The 18,764-nt window shown below is 32.8% G+C and carries 13 protein-coding genes; 3 read left to right on the forward strand and 10 right to left on the reverse strand.

The window, feature by feature from the left end:
- Window positions 1-1,096 precede the first annotated feature (1,096 nt).
- Window positions 1,097-2,380, reverse strand: a complete 1,284-nt coding sequence (locus tag FQU21_RS07220; RefSeq protein ID WP_147677333.1) for an NAD(P)/FAD-dependent oxidoreductase — start codon at window positions 2,378-2,380, stop codon at window positions 1,097-1,099.
- 189 nt (window positions 2,381-2,569) lie between these two features.
- On the opposite strand from FQU21_RS07220, the gene lpdA reads away from it, so the two are divergent.
- Complete coding sequence (gene lpdA / locus FQU21_RS07225) at window positions 2,570-3,946, forward strand: dihydrolipoyl dehydrogenase (protein WP_147677334.1); 1,377 nt, start codon at window positions 2,570-2,572, stop codon at window positions 3,944-3,946.
- 68 nt (window positions 3,947-4,014) lie between these two features.
- Here lpdA and FQU21_RS07230 read toward each other — a convergent pair whose 3' ends face one another.
- Window positions 4,015-4,512, reverse strand: a complete 498-nt coding sequence (locus FQU21_RS07230) for a PorT family protein (protein ID WP_147677335.1) — start codon at window positions 4,510-4,512, stop codon at window positions 4,015-4,017.
- A 113-nt stretch (window positions 4,513-4,625) separates the two neighbouring features.
- Window positions 4,626-5,042 (reverse strand): type II 3-dehydroquinate dehydratase, encoded by a 417-nt coding sequence (gene aroQ, locus FQU21_RS07235; protein ID WP_147677336.1) that lies wholly within the window; start codon window positions 5,040-5,042, stop codon window positions 4,626-4,628.
- 152 nt (window positions 5,043-5,194) lie between these two features.
- Between aroQ and xerD the strand changes: the two genes are divergently transcribed.
- A complete protein-coding gene (gene xerD, locus FQU21_RS07240; RefSeq protein WP_147677337.1) occupies window positions 5,195-6,109 on the forward strand; it encodes a site-specific tyrosine recombinase XerD in 915 nt (304 codons plus the stop codon).
- A 147-nt stretch (window positions 6,110-6,256) separates the two neighbouring features.
- Window positions 6,257-7,357 (forward strand): PAS domain-containing sensor histidine kinase, encoded by a 1,101-nt coding sequence (locus tag FQU21_RS07245; RefSeq protein WP_187269341.1) that lies wholly within the window; start codon window positions 6,257-6,259, stop codon window positions 7,355-7,357.
- A 94-nt stretch (window positions 7,358-7,451) separates the two neighbouring features.
- Here the strand turns inward: FQU21_RS07245 and FQU21_RS07250 are convergent, their stop codons facing one another.
- From FQU21_RS07250 to nagB, 7 genes are all read right to left on the reverse strand, one after another.
- Window positions 7,452-9,524: a hypothetical protein gene (locus tag FQU21_RS07250; protein WP_147677339.1), complete on the reverse strand. Its 2,073-nt coding sequence runs from the start codon at window positions 9,522-9,524 to the stop codon at window positions 7,452-7,454.
- A gap of 227 nt (window positions 9,525-9,751) precedes the next feature.
- Complete coding sequence (locus FQU21_RS07255; protein ID WP_246124786.1) at window positions 9,752-10,171, reverse strand: acyl-CoA thioesterase; 420 nt, start codon at window positions 10,169-10,171, stop codon at window positions 9,752-9,754.
- 78 nt (window positions 10,172-10,249) lie between these two features.
- The gene (locus FQU21_RS07260; protein ID WP_147677340.1) at window positions 10,250-10,813 is read right to left on the reverse strand and encodes a NifB/NifX family molybdenum-iron cluster-binding protein; all 564 of its coding nucleotides are present in this window, start codon (window positions 10,811-10,813) and stop codon (window positions 10,250-10,252) included.
- 3 nt (window positions 10,814-10,816) lie between these two features.
- The gene (locus FQU21_RS07265) at window positions 10,817-11,263 is read right to left on the reverse strand and encodes a DUF134 domain-containing protein (RefSeq protein WP_147677341.1); all 447 of its coding nucleotides are present in this window, start codon (window positions 11,261-11,263) and stop codon (window positions 10,817-10,819) included.
- Between the two features lie 81 nt (window positions 11,264-11,344).
- The gene (locus tag FQU21_RS07270; protein WP_147677342.1) at window positions 11,345-13,891 is read right to left on the reverse strand and encodes an adenosylcobalamin-dependent ribonucleoside-diphosphate reductase; all 2,547 of its coding nucleotides are present in this window, start codon (window positions 13,889-13,891) and stop codon (window positions 11,345-11,347) included.
- A 228-nt stretch (window positions 13,892-14,119) separates the two neighbouring features.
- Window positions 14,120-16,372 carry a multiheme c-type cytochrome gene (locus FQU21_RS07275; protein WP_246124787.1) on the reverse strand — a complete coding sequence of 751 codons (2,253 nt, stop codon included), beginning with the start codon at window positions 16,370-16,372 and terminating at the stop codon, window positions 14,120-14,122.
- Between the two features lie 426 nt (window positions 16,373-16,798).
- A complete protein-coding gene (nagB, locus tag FQU21_RS07280) occupies window positions 16,799-18,727 on the reverse strand; it encodes a glucosamine-6-phosphate deaminase (RefSeq protein ID WP_147677343.1) in 1,929 nt (642 codons plus the stop codon).
- Window positions 18,728-18,764: the final 37 nt, after the last annotated feature.

Genomic DNA, 18,764 nt, shown 5'->3' on the forward strand with positions numbered 1-18,764 from the left:
AAAAAAGAACTTATTTTTAACTGGAATTTAGGTTGAAAAGCAACTTCTTTAAATGGATTTATAATAAAAAACAATCAGCAATTGTTATTTCGACGCAGGAGAAATCGCATCATGGTTTACAGGTTGAAATAACTTACGCATATGTGATGTCTCCTTTGGTCGACATGACAAAAAAGAACTTATTTTTAACTGGAATTTAGGTTGAAAACCAACACCTTCAAATTTATTGATTTTCATAAATAATCGACGATTGTCATTTCGACGTGAGGAGAAATCGCATCATGGTTTATAGGATGAAATAACTTACGCGTATGTGATGTCTCCTTCGGTCGACATGACAAAAAAGAACTTATTTTTTACTGGAATTTAGATTGAAAAGCAACTTCTTTAAATGGATTTATAATAAAAAACAATCAGCAATTGTCATTTCGACGTGAGGAGAAATCGCATCATGGTTTACAGGTTGAAATAACTTACTCATTTGTGATGTCTCCTTTGGTCGACATGACAAAAAAGAACTTATTTTTAACTGGAATTTAGGTTGAAAAGCAACTTCTTTAAATGGATTTATAATAAAAAACAATCAGCAATTGTTATTTCGACGTGAGGAGAAATCTCATCATATTTTTAGAGTCTAATAACTTACTACTCATATGTGATGTCTCCTTTGGTCGACATGACAAAAAAGAACTTATTTTTTACTGGAATTTAGGTTGAAAACCAACACCTTCAAATTTATTGATTTTCATAAATAATCGACGATTGTCATTTCGACGCAGGAGAAATCGCATCATGGTTTATAGGATGAAATAACTTACACGTATGTGATGCCACCTTTGGTCGACATGACAAAAAAACCTAAACTTGCAAACACACAGCAAAAAGAAACAAGTAAAAACACCTTAACAAATACGCCCCGCGAGAAGGATTGATGCGGCATCCTTTTTTTGTACTACCTTTTCTATTTTAAATAGCTCCAACTTTAGTTTAGCTAAATTTTTACTAAATACAAAAATACCTACCTGCAAAAAAAGATATAGCGGAAAGCCTGTTTGCCATTTTTCATGGCAACTCGCCCTTAAAAAACAATAGATGGTTATACTTTAAATTTCTTTTTAAACGGACGTATAATTAAGCGGGCTTCGCGGTCGAAACGGATATAATTATAGACCCAATTTACGAAAACAACCATACGATTTCGGAAACCAATTAGGAAGAATAAATGCACAAACATCCAAACATACCAAGCAAAAACACCTTGAAATCTAATGTTTTTTAAATCGACTACTGCTTTGTTTCTACCTATGGTTGCCATGGCTCCTTTATCTTTATAACTAAAGGGTTTTAGAGGTTTTTCTTCAATAAGATTAAGAAGATTTTCGCCCAATTGCTGGCCTTGTTGAATGGCTGGTTGCGCCATCATAGGTAAACCATTCGGGTATGCTTCGGTGGCCATACAGGCAATATCACCGATGGCAAAAATATGTTCGAAACCTTTTACTTGGTTGTACTGGTTTACCAACAACCGATTTCCACGAGTTACAAAATCTTTGGCATCCAACCCTTTAATGGTTGCGCCTTGTACACCTGCAGCCCAAACTACGGTGGCGGTATCGAAGGTTAAATCGGAATTAGTTGTAACCGTTTTGCCATCGTAATTAGTTACACGAACATTTTTCCAAACGTGTACGCCTAGTTTTTCGAGAAAATCTTCGGCTTTTGCTGAGGCATTGGCACTCATCCTTTTTAACAAAACATCTCCGGATTGAATGATATTTATTTGCGCCAAACGGGTATCGAGATCGGGATAATCTTTAGGTAGAATACCTTTTTTTATTTCGGCCAATGCTCCGGCAAGCTCTACGCCTGTTGGTCCTCCGCCTACAATTACAAAACTCATAAGCGCGATACGCTCGTTTAAATCTGACGTTAATAGCGCCTCCTCAAAATTTTCTAGAATTAAACTTCTTAAATTTAAGGATTGCGGTATGGTTTTCATGGCCATACTGTGCTTTTCTATTTCGGAATTTCCAAAATAGTTGGTTTTAGAACCCGATGCTACAACTAAATAATCGAATTTTAAATCGCCTATATTCGTTTTTATGGTGTTGCAAGTGGTATCAATTTCATTTACTTCTGCAAGTCTGAAATGAAAGTTTGGAAAGTCTTTTAAAATCTTTCTTATAGGATAGGCAATAGAGTCTGGCTCTAACCCACCCGTAGATACTTGATATAACAAAGGCTGAAATGTGTGGTAATTATGCTTATCCAATAATACCACTTGGACTTCTTGTTTCGATAATTTTTTGGCTAATGCCACTCCTGCAAAACCACCACCAATAATTACAATTCGTGAGAAACTTGTTTTAGGTATGTTCATAAATAATAACTTGCCATGCAAAGATAATAAAACAATAACAGATTAAATGACAGATTATATTATAGCTAAATCTCCTAAAAAGCAATGGAAACTTTATAAATATTTATTGGCTATTTTTTTTCGATTTAAGGCCAAGTTAATTCATTATTACAATTCGATTTTGTAAATTCGTAACCTAAAATTTAACAAATGAGTAAATACGATATTATTGTTCTTGGAAGTGGACCTGGTGGTTATGTAACTGCTATTAGAGCGTCACAATTAGGTTTTAAAACTGCTATTGTTGAAAAAGAAAACCTTGGTGGAGTTTGCTTAAACTGGGGATGTATCCCTACGAAAGCCTTATTAAAATCTGCTCAAGTTTTTGAATATCTTAAACATGCTGAAGATTACGGTTTAAAAGTTAAAGATGCAGAGCACGATTTTGATGCTGTTGTAAAACGTAGCCGTAGTGTTGCTGATGGTATGAGCAAAGGTGTACAGTTTTTATTAAAGAAAAACAAAGTAGACGTTATAAACGGTTACGGAAAACTTAAACCTGGCAAAAAAATTGATGTTGATGGTACTGAATATAGTGCCGATAATATTATCATTGCTACTGGAGCTCGCTCGCGTGAGTTACCAAATTTACCACAGGATGGTGAAAAAGTAATTGGATACAGACAAGCCTTAACTTTAAAGAAACAACCTAAAAAAATGATTGTGGTTGGTTCTGGAGCTATTGGTGTTGAGTTTGCATACTTTTACAACTCTATGGGAACCGATGTTACTATTGTAGAATATTTACCTAATATTGTTCCTGTTGAAGACGAGGATGTATCTAAATTAGTAGAACGCTCTTTCAAAAAAGGAGGTATTAAAGTGATGACTTCTTCTGAAGTAACTTCTATTGATACTTCTGGCAAGGGTGTAAAAGCAACGGTTAAAACTAGTAAAGGTGAAGAAGTTCTTGAAGCTGATATTATTTTAAGTGCTGTTGGAATTAAAACAAACATTGAAAACATTGGATTAGAAGATGTTGGAATTGTTGTAGATAGAGATAAAGTTATAGTTAACGATTTTTACCAAACTAATATCCCTGGATATTTTGCAATTGGCGATATTACTCCTGGTCCAGCTTTAGCCCACGTTGCTTCTGCTGAAGGGATACTTTGTGTTGAAAAATTAGCCGGACAACATGTTCAAGCTTTAGACTACGGAAACATTCCTGGTTGTACTTACTGTACACCTGAGATTGCCTCTGTTGGTATTACTGAAAAACAAGCTAAGGAAAAAGGTTTAGATGTTAAGATTGGTAAATTCCCATTCTCTGCGTCTGGAAAAGCTAGTGCTGGCGGAAATAAAGAAGGTTTTGTAAAAGTAATTTTCGATGCTAAATATGGCGAATGGTTAGGATGCCACATGGTTGGAGCTGGTGTTACCGATATGATTGCTGAGGCTGTTTTAGGTAGAAAACTAGAAACTACAGGTCATGAAGTATTAAAAACCATTCACCCACACCCAACCATGAGTGAGGCTGTTATGGAAGCTGTTGCAGCGGCTTATGATGAAGTGATTCATATCTAATATAAAACGTTTTTAAACGTTAGAAATATAAAAAATGCGATTCAAAAAATTTTGAATCGCATTTTTTTTTAAAACTTATATTTGGCTCCTAATTTAAAAAGCGAGTTTGTACTTGGTAAACTTTGTTTAAATGGACTATCGTTGCTTAAATTATAATTAAACCGAGCTTCCATCAATAATGATTCGTTAACATCGTATTGCACGCCTAAAGTTGCTGAAGTTGATACATCCTCTATAGTTCCATTTTTAAAAAGCAAATTTGTTGTTGCTCCAAAGAGCACACTAAACTTTTCAGCAAAACTATATTTCGCTAATAATGGAAATTCTTTTACCCCATAGCTCTCACCAAAACCTCCAAAGTTAGTTTCAATATTTTCGGCTCGAATAATCCAATTATCATTTAATCTATATTCCGAGAAGTAACTGGAGAAAGGTAATACCGTTTTATTTATATTAACTTGATCGCTTATCTCAAACGAATCTTCTTTTTCTTTTGTTTTGTCTTGTGCATTTAACACAAAATAAGCAGGATAAATTATACATAGAATAAGTAAAGTTTCCTTCATAGTTAAATGCTTGTAAATAATACTACACAAAGCTAACTTTAATAGCTGTTAATCTTTCATAAAAATTTTATAATTTAAACTTAAAAGAAACTAAGTGTTCTCCTTAAATTAAATTACAAAAAACTCTGTATAGCTAATCCGTAACTTGCCATACCAAAGCCTAAAATTACGCCTTTAGCATTTGGCGAAATATATGATTGATGACGAAATTCTTCGCGAGAAAACGTGTTAGAAATATGCACTTCTACTACCGGGGTTGTAATCCCTTTTATAGCATCGCCAATACCAATAGAAGTATGGGTATAAGCACCAGCATTTAAAATAACACCGTCATAACTAAAGCCTACTTCGTGTAACTTATCAATAAGTTCGCCTTCTATATTAGATTGAAAATACTCCAAACTTACCGTTGGATATTGTGCTTTTAATTGGCTAAAAAAGTCTTCAAAAGTTAGGCTTCCATAAATTTCAGGCTCTCTTTTTCCTAATAAATTTAAATTTGGCCCGTTGATAATCATTAATTTTTTCATACGGTAAATATATTTAATTTTTACATAAAAATAAATCCACACCCTTTTTAAAACAAACAACTTTTAACCAAATAAAAATTAGTTCTTTCTTTTAATTTTTAAGTTTTATTTTAATTGAAATAACTCCACATATTTTCTTTACTTTTATCCTAATGAAATGGAATCAAGCTATAAAGGATTATGTTTTCTACCTAAAAATAGAGCGTGGATTATCAGAAAACTCAATACATAGTTATGTGCTAGATGTTGAGAAATTAATATCTTTCCTTGAAGAAAAAGAAATTAACGAGACTCCTATTTCTATTTCTGAAGTTACCATCCGTGAATTTATATATAGTGCGTCTAAAAAAATTAACGAACGCTCGCAATCTCGTTTAATTTCGGGATTACGAAGTTTTTTCAATTACTTGGTTTTTGAAGATTACCGTGTAAATAATCCTTTAGAACTTATAGAATCACCTAAAATAGGGCGTAAACTTCCAGATACCTTATCGGAAGAAGAAATTGACCGCCTAATAAAAGCCATAGATTTAAGCAAACCAGAAGGCGAACGCAATCGTGCCATGCTAGAAACCTTATACGGTTGCGGTTTACGGGTGAGTGAATTGGTAAATTTAAAACTATCAGATTTATTTTTTGATGAAGGCTTTATAAAAGTTACCGGAAAAGGCGATAAACAACGCTTTGTTCCTATTGTGGATGTTACTAAAAAATACATCAACATCTATAGAAAAAACATTAGAAACCACATGAATATTCAGGCTGGCTTTGAAGACACCTTATTTTTAAACCGACGAGGAAAACAATTAACGCGCGCCATGATTTTTACTATAATTAAACAATTAGCTGTAAAAATTGATTTAAAAAAACGTATTTCTCCACATACTTTTAGACACTCTTTTGCAACACATCTGTTGGAAAATAATGCCGATTTACGTTCCATACAACTTATGTTAGGCCATGAAAGTATTACCACTACCGAAATTTACGTGCATTTGGATAACACACACCTTTCTAAGGTAATAGAGCAATTTCATCCGAGGAAAAAAGATTCATGTAAGAAATAAGTTAAAAAAACAGGTTTTAAAAGTGACTTACTTTAAATACTTGTGTCTCAATTACAACATCTATTTATTATAAACCAACCGCATTAAATCCCTAAAAATAGTATGTATGTAATTTCAACTATACGTCAGTTTTTTAAACCCAAAAAAATGAAATGGAAATTTGCTGTAGAAAACTCCAAAATAGGGGTTTGGGACTGGAATGCTAAAACAAATAAAATTTTCTATAGCAAAGAATCTAAAAATATTTTAGGGTATAAAAATAATGAAATAAAAAACATTCCAGAAGAATGGCATAAACGGGTACACCCAGAAGACCGAGACACCTACCATAAAGACTTACAAAATCATTTATTAGGAAACATAGATACCTATAAAAACGAACATCGCGTATTATGCAAAGATGGAAATTACAAATGGGTTTTAGACCGCGGAAAAATTGTAAGGAAAGATAAAACTGGTAAGCCCTTACGTATTATAGGTACCCACGTAGACATTACACAGCGAAAAAAAAATGAAATGCTTTTAAATGAAAATTTTAAAATCATTACAGATCAAAACAAAAGACTTTATAATTTTACCCACATTGTTTCTCATAATTTAAGAACACATATTGGCAATTTAACTAGCGTTTTAGAGTTTTATGAATCTTCAACATCTGAAGAGGAAAAGGATGAAATGTTTAATTATTTAAAAACCATTTCATCTGCTTTAACCACTACAATTACCAATTTAAACGAGGTTATTAGTGTGAGCCCCGAATACAATAACACCAATAGAAATATCAACATAAATCGTTCCATTTCAACTATACTACAAAACCTTGACATGGATATTACCACAAAAAAAGCCGTCATAAATATAGATATAGACTCCAATTTATTTGTTACCGGAAATTCGGCATATATAGAAAGTATTTTTCATAATTTAATATCTAACGCCCTAAAGTACGTGCACCCAAGTAAAACTCCGGTAATTGATATAAAAAGTATTCAAACTAAAGACAGCTTCGAAATTTTGGTTGCAGATAATGGGATTGGCATTGATTTAAAGAAATACAAATCGCAAATATTTGGTATGTACAATACCTTTCATGAAAGTGACAGAAAAGACTCTGAAGGCATTGGGCTTTACTTAACAAAAGTTCAAATGGAAGATTTAGGAGGACAAATTACCATTGATAGCGCATTAAATATTGGAACAACATTTAAACTAAGTTTTCCAAAAGAAATCGCTTTTCTAGACCAATAGCTTTTAACAGGTATAGCTACAGAAATTTGTTCTCATTATTTCATAAAAAATAAAAGACATAATTATTTTTTAAATAACCTCAATCGATCTTATTTTAATTCATTAATTCTGAATGCGCGAGAATCAACTCTATTTTTTTAATAATAACGGTAATTTGATCCATTTGTGTTTCTATATTTCTAAAAAACAAACTAATATCTCTATTTACCCAACTTTCTGAAATAACACGTGCCCCTAAACTAATTCTTAAAACAGCACTTTGTAAATTATTACCATATTTTACACTAACGGCTTGGCCAATATGACATTTTTGACCAGCAAGTCTAATAATTTCTAATGGAGCACCTTCAAACTTAGCAGACAAATCTGAGTTTAATAACGTATAAAGTTTTTTAACTTGATTTATAGGTAATGCTTCATTATCTTTAAGAATGAAAAAAGGAAAAATAGTACGAATATTTCTTATTCCAAATTCTTTATCATTATAAGTATTGGTACGGATTTCATTAGCATAAACAGGTTCTAAAAAAACAGCTTCTTTTATAGAGTCTTCAACAAAATTACAGAACATTTCAATTCCCATATTTCTATATAAAATTGGTGTTTTAAAATAGCGATCCATTTCAACTATGGCCGCATTCCAACGCATATAAGACCCGTAATTAAATCCATCAGACAAACCTGTTGAACAAACCCAGGATGTTGGCCAATCAGAATAATTGTAATATTTCGTTAAGCCCTCTGGCAACATTTTTTTAGTAGAAACTATGGTTTTAGTTACATTTTTTGGAAAAATTAATGCTCCCGAATATGGAGGTCCTGTAAAATATTTACTTCCTGTTATACTTACAATATACCCGTTATCTAGATAACACTGCACATCGGTTGGATCTAACCTTAATTGGGCGGCGTCTATAATAACTTGTATAGATAAATCTTTGAGCGTATCTAAATTCTTCATCATTTTCTCACTAGGCGATTGATAGCCTAATTTTGAATGATCCATAACATGCAAGACGATATGCTTTCCTAATTTATTAGTTTCAGAAATAGCTTTAAACACCTCATCATCCAATTGATCTGTGGTTTTTAATTGCCCATTTTCGTCTCTAAACGGAACTTTAATTAAATCGACATCTCTAAAACCCTCCAGTTTATCTCCTTTTGTAATGGGATAATTTAATGCCGTATTATTTTCAAAATGACAACCTTTTAATGCGGCGGGTACCCCACTTCCTGTTTCGTCTGACGCGACTAACACATGTGTGATTTCTTTATTTGTAATAATTTGAGTAATAGCCGCTACTTGAAGTGAAGAATCGGTTCCTGATGGGGAGAAAATGATTTCACAAGCCTCATTTATTCCAAATATTTTTCTTAAATTCTGCTTTAATAATTCCGAAAACTCAATGGTACTCTGCTTAAAGCCATGTTTTAAACTATTTTTAATTAATATACTTCTTGCCTTATCTGTTTTATCAAAAGCAAAATTAGAGACGCTAGTTGCTGTAGAAGAAGCAAAAGTAAAGGCATCTGGTCTTGGAAATGGTCTGCAACCATATTTATTTAACAACTCAACCTCATCAATATTCAATCTAAGATCGCCTCCGGCCATTAATAAATATTCCGTTGGTTTTGCTAAATTTTCAATAATTGGTTTCCATGTATCTTTAAATACTTTATTAACATTATTTATACCATGAAAGGCCTGTAATTCTTTTTGATTTAATAGTGATTTTACACTTAAATCTTCGCTATCTTTAATTAAATTAATTAAAACGTAATTCACCCCTTCCAACTTTTCTTTATCCTCTTTTCGTAATAATTTATAGAATATCCGGGTAACTTCAAAAGCAGCAACATCACAAAGAGCGATATCCTCATTTTTACGCTCTAAAGCTTTATACCAAAGTTGCCATTCTATACCATACCTTAAATAAACTAGTGCTAAAACAGGGTTTTTTAAATACAATGCCCCTATTATAATAGATTCATTTGGTACAATTTTAAAAACGTTAGGTACACTAGTAGAGGTAATTATATTTATATTATTTATCTTGGGTACAGTATTAAATCGTTTTAGAACATGAACTAGATAATTTACATTTTCCTTTTCAAATAAACTTGTTCTTTTATATTGATCCTCTATAAGTATATTATTTGTCATATGTACTTTAATTTAATGTTCTATCAAGAACCTATTTTACTAACAATCTAACCTGTAAAGATTAGTATCAATTATTTTTTAAACAGTGCAAATAACGTGTTTATATTATAAAATTGCACAATAAAAATTCTATAACACCACAACACACCTAATTTTTAATTAAAATTTAAAATCTGAGTAGGTTAACCGTTATTATTTAATAAAATTTTAGTTAATTCTGTTGTTTTTTACTTAGCGGGCAGTTTAAACTCATTTTCAAGTATTTCTTTAATAAAATTTGGAATCTGCTTTGGTAAACGCGATTTATCATCCACAAAAACAACAGTTGATTCAGCTTTACTTAAAAGTTCATGTTGCTCATTTTTTATTTCAAATTCTAAACTAAATCGCACCTTTGGCATACTTTTAATTAAGGTTTTAATAGTTAAAAGCTCATCATAATGCGCTGGTTTTTTATATTGAATATCAAAAGAAATCACGGGAAGTATAATGTTATTCTTTTCAAGCTTAACCTCATCTAAACCTAATTTTCGTAAAAGTTCGTTACGTGCTTGATGGCAGTACGTTACATAATTAGCATGATACACATAGCCCATTTTGTCCACCTCACCATAACGTGGTCTTAATTTAAATATATCCGTAATCACGATGTCATGTTTCTTGATTAATTTAATTTTGCGTTATAATTTTAAACAGTATAACCAACTGTTAGCTAACTACTTTTTTTACCTGTGTTGACATGAATGTTTTTTGTTATTTTTTTGATTACAACTAAAACCATGTCCTTCTTTATCTGAAAGTTTATTTTCAATAAACTCTAAAATGATATCGGCAGAATTTCCAGAATACCCGCGTATAACGTTAATTCCCGCTTCTTTTAATTTAATTAAAAACTTATCGCCTATACAATCTGATATGATAGCCCCAACACCTTCTTCAACAAAAACATCTATTATATTCGATTTACATCCGCTACCAGTTTGTGGTTCTAATAATTGTAAATCTATAATATCATTTTCACTAGAAAAGGTGTAAATTTCATAAAATTCACTTTGTCCAAAATGATTTTCAACAGTATTATTTTTTGTTATTGGTATGGCTATCCTTTTCATTTTTCTGTAATCTAGCAGTTTCAATTTATTACTAGTAATTTTTTTCCGTCTCCCTTTCCTAAAAGGGCGATTGTCTAGATATTCAAAATCTTCAAATTTTGACTTTTTGCATTTACCTAACCTCATTCCTGTTCGTGGCCCTAAATTCTCTGGACCTTTATGATTAAAATTTGGCATAATTTATTCGTTTAATTTCACGAGTTCCTCTTCATCATTGGTAGCACAATCACCACAAGTTTTGGAGTTTTCAACATTATCAATAAGTTTGAAACACCTTTTGCATTTGTACCAATCTTTTTCAAACTCGAAATCTCCTCCTTTAATTATTATAGCTTTTCCTTCTACGAAGGCTTGTCCTATTTTTTTTAAAGCACTATTATAAATACGGGTAAGTGTTGGTCTGGAAACTTCAATCTTTTCAGCGGCGTCATCTTGAGAAAGATCATCATACACCACTAATTTGAGCGCTTCATATTCTTCATATTGCATAACCACATGATCGGTTTCACAACATCGAATTCCGAATGGCTTAAACCCAAGCATTTTAGGCGGGCCATTAATTTTTCTCTTTTTTTTAGGACGCGGCATGGTATTAATTTTAAATAAAGATAATGAACGTACGTTCATTACAAAAATATTTAATCATAATATTATACTAAAAAAAATAAGCCATATTTCATTAATGAAATATGGCTTATTTTTTTGATTCTATCCACACTTAGAAGAACCACATTCCTGACAGGTTAAACAGCCTTCTTGGTAAATTAAATCTGTAGAATTACAGTTTTCACAAGTTTGACCTTTTACTTTGGTACCATCTTCAACATAACGTTTTAAAGCCCTTTGTACGCCATTTTTCCAAGTATTAATAGATTCTGAATCTAACTGTAAACTCTGAATTAGATCTACAATTTTATCAATCGGCATACCGTGACGTAAGGTTCCGGAAATTAACTTAGCATAATTCCAAAATTCCGGATTAAATTTATGAGATAAGCCTTCAATAGTAGTTTTATACCCTCGTTTATTTTGATATTGAAAATCGTAACGCGACGACCCATCTTCATTTCTGCTTTTAATAATAAGTCCTTTATCAACCCAACGCGGAATTAAAATACCATCTTCATCATCTGCTAATCCTGTAAAAATCTCATAAGGCCTATTATCTACTAAACCAACAAAAGCAATCCATTTTTCTTTTTGATTTTGAAAACGCACCACATCCGCCTCTAAAACCTGAGGGCGTTTCTTAGGAAAACTAGAGGTGATTTTATCGTCTTTCTTTTCTTCCGCAGAAATTAAAACTCCAGAACGCGAACCATCTCTATAAACCGTTACACCTTTACAGCCCACTTCCCAGGCTTTTAAATACAATTCACCTACCAATTCTTCTGTAACATCCTGCGGCAAATTAACCGTAACACTAATAGAATGATCTACCCATTTTTGAATAGCGCCTTGCATTTCTACTTTACTATTCCAATCAATATCATTAGATGTTGCTTTATAATATGGCGATTGTTTTACTAAATCACTTAACTCATCTTCCGAAAAATTCTTTGAAGAATCGATATTATTAACTTCCATCCACTCTTTAAATCGATGATGAAAAACAATATACTCTTCCCAAGAATCTCCTACTTCATCTACAAAATCAACACGCGCATCCTTATCACTTGGATTCACCTTTTTTCTTCGTTTATAAACAGGCATAAACACAGGCTCAATTCCAGAAGATGTTTGCGTCATTAAACTCGTAGTTCCCGTTGGAGCAATAGTTAATAAAGCAATATTTCTACGCCCATGCTCTAACATTTCGTAATACAACTTACTATCCGCTTCTTTTAAGCGCAAAATAAACGGATTTTCCTTTTCGCGATCGGCGTCAAAAATAGCAAAAGCCCCTCTTTCTTTAGCCAAATTTACAGAAGCTCTATAGGTTTCAATCCCTAAAACTTTATGCACTTCCGTAGAAAAAGCATTCCCTTCTTCACTTCCGTAACGAATACCTAAAGCGGCTAACATATCGCCTTCTGCTGTAATACCAATACCCGTTCTTCTACCTTCAAAAGCTTTTTGTTTAATATTTAACCACAGGTTTCTTTCTGTTGCTTTTACAACATCCTCTTCCGGATCGGCATCAATTTTTGCTAAAATTCCATCTATTTTTTCCAACTCCAAATCAATAATGTCATCCATCATTCTTTGAGCGATAATTATATGTTTTTTGAATAATTCAAAATTGAATTTAGCTTGTTTTGTAAACGGATTTTCTACATAAGAATACAAGTTAATAGCCAACAATCTACAAGAATCATACGGACATAAAGGGATTTCTCCACATGGGTTTGTAGACACTGTTTTATACCCTAAATCGGCATAACAATCTGGCACAGATTCATTAATGATAGTATCCCAAAATAAAATCCCAGGTTCCGCCGATTTCCAAGCATTATGCACAATTTTCTTCCAAATTTTAGTAGCATCTATAGTTTTGCTATAAACAGGATTTTCACTAAATGTTGGATATTTTTGCGTATAATTTTCTCCCCTTTTTACAGCTTCCATAAACCTATTATCTATTCGCACAGAAACATTGGCGCCAGTAACTTTTCCTTGAGCTAATTTAGCATCGATGAAATCTTCCGCATCGGGATGATTAATAGATACCGACAGCATGAGTGCGCCTCGTCTTCCATCTTGCGCAACTTCCCGAGTTGAGTTTGAATAACGCTCCATAAACGGCACAATCCCCGTAGAAGTTAATGCTGAATTTTTTACAGGAGACCCCTTGGGACGAATGTGAGATAAATCGTGACCAACACCTCCTCTTCGCTTCATTAACTGGACTTGTTCTTGATCTATTTTCATGATACCCCCATAAGAATCTGACTCACCGTTATTACCAATCACAAAACAATTGGATAAAGAAGCAATTTGAAAAGGATTTCCAATTCCTGCCATTGGACTACCTTGAGGCACAACATATTTAAAATTTTTAATCACTTCAAATATTTCAGATGTCGTTAACGGATTTACATACTTCTGCTCTACTCTAGCTATTTCGGAAGCTATTCTTTGATGCATCTCATCAGGAGTGCTTTCATAAATATTATCAGCAGAATCTTTTAAAGCGTATTTATTTAACCACACAGATGCCGCTAATTCATCGCCTTTAAAATAGTTAAGAGCCGCTTTTAAAGCTTCATCTCTGGAATAAGTTTTTTGTGGAGGACGTATTGTTTTGGATTTCATTACTAAATAAGGTTTTAATTTGTTTTGAAGTGTAATTTATACTCAAAAATAAACAATTAAATAATACAAAATAAAATAAAGTTATCACAAATAAAATATAAAACACTAAAAAAGAACTATTTAAAAACTTACTAACATAAAAAAGTTAACAAAAAAATTTAATATTTATTTTACATAAAATTATATATTTAAAACTAATAAATTACCATAATTTACAACGTATTCTTTTTAATTACTAAGATTAAGCTGTTTATAAAAATTAGCATACTCCACATTATTAGGAAACAATTGCACTAACCTAGCCACAATATTTCTGGCTTTATTTATTTGACTCCCTTTATTATAAATATAAGCTAATACATACAACAAACTCTCATTATTAGGATCCAATTTTAAACCTTTTACCGCTATAGTTTCGGCTTGCTTTGCGTTGTCCACTTTATCATAAAGTAAACTTAAATTATAATAAAACCTTATATGCTCTGGTCCTTTTTTAATAGCAAGATTCAGCTGTTCTATCGCTTCATTTATCCGGTTTAACTCAGCCAACAAAAGCCCATAAGAATAATAAGTTGGAGCATAATCAGGCTCTAATGCTATAATTTTTTTATAGGCTATTTCTGATTTTTCAAAATCACCATCTCTATAGTACAAATTAGCTAAATTTGTTCTTACCATATTATTGATATTATCAATCTCTAAAGCACTTTCATAACATTTAATTGCAGCTTTTAAATTCCCTTTATTAAGATAATAATCACCTTTTTTCACTCGTCCGCCTACAAAATCTGATGTTACTTCCAACTGTGTTTCAAATTCTTTTTTCACCTTCTCATAGACTACTTTATAATGTTTAGGTATTTGGATTTCATCTAAATACCCCAAAGCAAAATAAGCTCTAACCCTTACAGCTCGTTTTTCATCATTTAATAACGGCAGTAAGTCGTTTACATAATCACTCGAGTTCATACTACTAACAACATCTAAAGTAGCTGCTCTAACTAATGGTGAATCATCATCTAAAAAACGAATAAGATTATCAACCGCATCGGCATCGAAATAATTTCTAAGCCCACTAACCGCGGATGCTCTTGCAATATCTGGATACACAGAATCTTTAGCTAACTCCATCAAATCGTTTACCCCATTTGCATGCCCCAACAATCCAGGCGCTAGCAGATCGGAAAAATGTTTATAATCTGGCTTACCATATTGTTTTTTAAAATTTTCCCAAGCCCACTCATTATCTTTATCCTTGTGACATTGAATACACGCATTTGGCGTAGCGTATTTTATACTTAAATCTGGTCTTGGAATTCTAAAACTATGATCTCTTCTAAAATCATTCCCCATATAATATTTACCCGTCATGTGGCAATTAATACATTGAGCACCCTCGGTATCTTTCTCATGAAAATGATGCGCAGGCGTATCGTATGTATCAGGAACATGGCATTGTGCACATAATAAATTCCCTTCAAATTTAAGTTTGTATGAATGTGAATCGTGACAATTAATACAAGTCACGCCATTGTGATACATTTTACTTTGCACAAAAGAGCCATACACATAATCCTCATCTAAAATTTGTCCGTCGGGATGATAAGTATTTAAATTAATTAACTCAGGAAAATAATGATCCAACATAGTCCCTTCAAAATTAAAATATTCCGAAACTTGTTCTCGCCGCATGTGACATCTGGCACATTGATCGACCAAATCTTGAGAATCTGTACCAACCGTCATTTTTAAATCTCCCGAAAACGTATAGTCTTCCCCTTCTAACTTAGCTTGCTCTACATGTGTTTTTCCTGGCCCATGGCACGCTTCACAATTCACATTAATAATGGCATATTTGGTATCATAACTATCCGTTTTATAGTCATAATTTTTTCTAACATTGGTCGAATGGCAGTCCGAACACATGGTATTCCAATTTAACCCACCTCTAGACCAATGCAACCATTCGGAATGCACGACTTTAAAATCGGGATACAAGTCGAACCATTTGCCTTTTACCGTATCCCAAGCCGTTCTTAAACATTGATAATGCCCATTTGGAAATTGCACAATATATTGCTGTAATGGTTTTATCCCGAAGGTATACACAATTTTATAATCTTGGTAAGTGCCTTCTGGGCCTTCGGTATTCACATAAAAATCGCCTCCTTTTTTATAAAAGTGAGACGTTACCCCTTGACTTGTAAATTTCACATTATTAAAATCGGCTAAAATAGTAGAATCCGAGACCTCTTGCATGGCCTTGTCATGATCTGACCCTTGCCAGTCCTTAAATTGATCGGCATGACATTCTTTACAAGTTTGATCCCCTAAAAAATGATCGTCGGGAATCTGTGCTGTAGATGCAAAAACATTTTTAGTTTCACTAGATGCTTCCACATACTTAGACTCCTTTTCTTTACAAGAAAAAAGACCAAATAGCACTAATAAAATGAGAACGGTTGTATATGTAGATTTCAAAATTATCGAGTTTTAAGCTTTAAAAATAACTAATTTTATGAACCCAAAACCTAAATAATATCATGTTTTATGAAGTTAAATTTTATATACTAAACACGCTACTTTAAATCTTTTAGATATTTTACAGTTAAAAAAAAACTCAGAATTGAATGCAATCCTGAGTTTTAAAACATCATTTTATAAACCAATACTTACAACACAAAAACGTTTAAATGCTTATTTTTCGAATAAAATAGACAAACCAAACAGCATGACTAAAAATCACACTTAAACACCCCTTAATCTTTAAACAAGTTGTTTCAGATTTTCCATTTACAATTACCACAACCTCATTCTACTCATTTTCATTTTAAAGCACCAAATAACCATCAGTTTGGAAGTAAACTTTCAGTTTTTTTAACTCCTTATTAAATACACCTAAACAACTTAATAATGCCATCTTACAAAAGCTTCCATAGCCGCATATTGCGCCATACCTAACCGATCGTATAAGTCTGCGGTTTCTTTATTTCTATCTTCGGCTCGTTGCCAAAACTCTCTACTATCTGTACCTTGAAAAACAACACCATCTTTTTGCGACTGATGTTTAAAAATACTTTTACGCTTTTCTAAAACTTGATCTGGCCCCATTGGCACAGCCATTTCTATTTCATCGACACCCCATTCTTGCCATGCACCACGATATAACCAAACCCAGCAATCTTTCATAAACGCCTTAGGCTTCAACTCTTTTACAGCCTGAAAAACAGCATCTAAACACACCTTATGGGTTCCGTGCGGATCGGCTAAATCTCCAGCTGCATAAATTTGATGTGGCTTAATTTTCTCTATTAAATCCTTAGTAATTTGAACATCAGCAACACCAATAGGATTTTTCTTTACGGCGCCTGTTTCATAAAACGGTAATTCCATAAAGTGAATTTGCTCATCTGGAATACCTATAAAATGACAAGCCGCACGTGCTTCTCCTTTTCTAATCACCCCTTTTATATAGCGTACTTCTGGAATATCTATTTCACTAGATTTTTTGTTTACAAGAAATGCCACTGCTTTTTTGTAAATAGCGTCGGCTTCATCACTTGAAATTCCAAACTTCTCATTATAATCGCAAACAAAACGTGCAAATCGAAGCGCTTCATCATCAGCTACGGCAATATTTCCTGAAGTTTGATACCCCAAATGTACTTCGTGACCTTGCTCATGCAATCTTTTAAACGTTCCTCCCATACTAATAACGTCATCATCAGGATGCGGACTAAAAAGTAGGACACGTTTTTTTGCTGGCTTAGCACGTTCTGGACGTTTACTATCATCGGCATTTGGTTTTCCACCTGGCCAACCGGTAATGGTGTTTTGTAGCTTGTTGAATATTTTTATATTAATATCGTAAGCTGGTCCCGAATCGGCCAATAAATCACTCATACCGTTTTCAATATAATCGTCATCGGTAAGCATTAAAATAGGTTTCTTTAAATCTAGCGCTAAATTTAAAACTGCTTTTCTAATAAGTTTATCGGTCCATTCAATTTTTTCTACCAACCAAGGCGAGTTAATTCTCGTTAACTTAGAAGCTGCCGCTTGATCTAAAATAAATGTTGCATTATTATGCTCTTGCAAATATGAAGCAGGCACACGACTCGTTACTTCTCCTTCAGCTGAAGCCTTTATAACATTTGATTTACCCTCTCCCCAAGCTAACAAAATAACTCTTTTAGCTTCCATAATTTTTTTCACACCTAAAGTAATAGCCGTTCTTGGCGTATTTCCTAAACCAGAAAAATCACCACTAGCCGCTAATCTCGTGATATGATCTAAAGCCACTAAACGCGTTTTTGAATTTTGAAGCGACCCAGACTCGTTAAAACCAATATGACCGTTACCTCCAATACCTAAAATTTGTAAATCGATACCTCCTAAAGCTTCAATTTTTGCTTCGTAAGCATTACAATAATCGGCAATAGCTTCTTTGGATAGCAAACCATCTGGCACATGATAATTTTCAGGTAAAATATCAACATGATTAAATAATTGCTCTTTCATAAAACGAACATAACTATTTACAGAGTCTGGCTCCATAGGATAATATTCATCTAAATTAAAAGAAATCACGTTTTTAAAGCTTAAATCTTCTTCTTTATGTAAACGTACCAATTCCGCATATAAACCTTTTGGAGAAGAGCCTGTTGCTAACCCTAAAATACAAGGTTGTTTTTGGGATTGTTTAACTCTAATAAGCGCTGCAATTTCTTTAGCCACAGCTTTAGAAGCCTCTGTTGAATTTTCAAAAACTACGGTGCCAATATTCTCAAATCGCTTTTCGAATCCAGTGGCTTTATCAATACTACTTTTTAACATAACGTTTAATTATTATAATGTTTTTTTAACTATGTTT

This window comes from Algibacter pacificus, assembly GCF_008033385.1.
Lineage (GTDB): Bacteria > Bacteroidota > Bacteroidia > Flavobacteriales > Flavobacteriaceae > Algibacter > Algibacter pacificus.